Raw genomic sequence first — 224 nt, 5'->3', positions numbered from 1 at the left:
AAGCTTTTTTACCCTACTTAAAACAAAGTGGCTCTGGGCATATTGTGAATATTTCAAGTCTATTTGGGCTCACTGCTCAACCTACTCAGAGTGCCTATAATGCGACAAAGTTTGCTGTCCGTGGTTTTACCGAGGCACTACGCCAAGAACTAGACCTAGAAAACTGTGGTGTCAGTGCAACTTGTGTTCACCCGGGTGGGATACGTACCAATATTGCCAATAGT

At 44.2% G+C, this 224-nt stretch carries 1 protein-coding gene; it reads left to right on the top strand.

The genetic code is table 11. From position 1 onward, the window contains the following. Positions 1 to 224 (top strand): SDR family NAD(P)-dependent oxidoreductase (locus tag RRF55_RS28620; RefSeq protein ID WP_439419388.1); only part of this gene is annotated, 224 nt, incomplete at both ends.

Origin of the sequence: Klebsiella sp. K47, assembly GCF_051858335.1 — a bacterium.
Taxonomy (GTDB): Bacteria; Pseudomonadota; Gammaproteobacteria; order Enterobacterales; family Enterobacteriaceae; genus Klebsiella; species Klebsiella pneumoniae.
The sequence above is the reverse complement of the archived record's forward strand: the minus strand, read 5'-3'. Positions and strand labels throughout refer to the sequence as shown.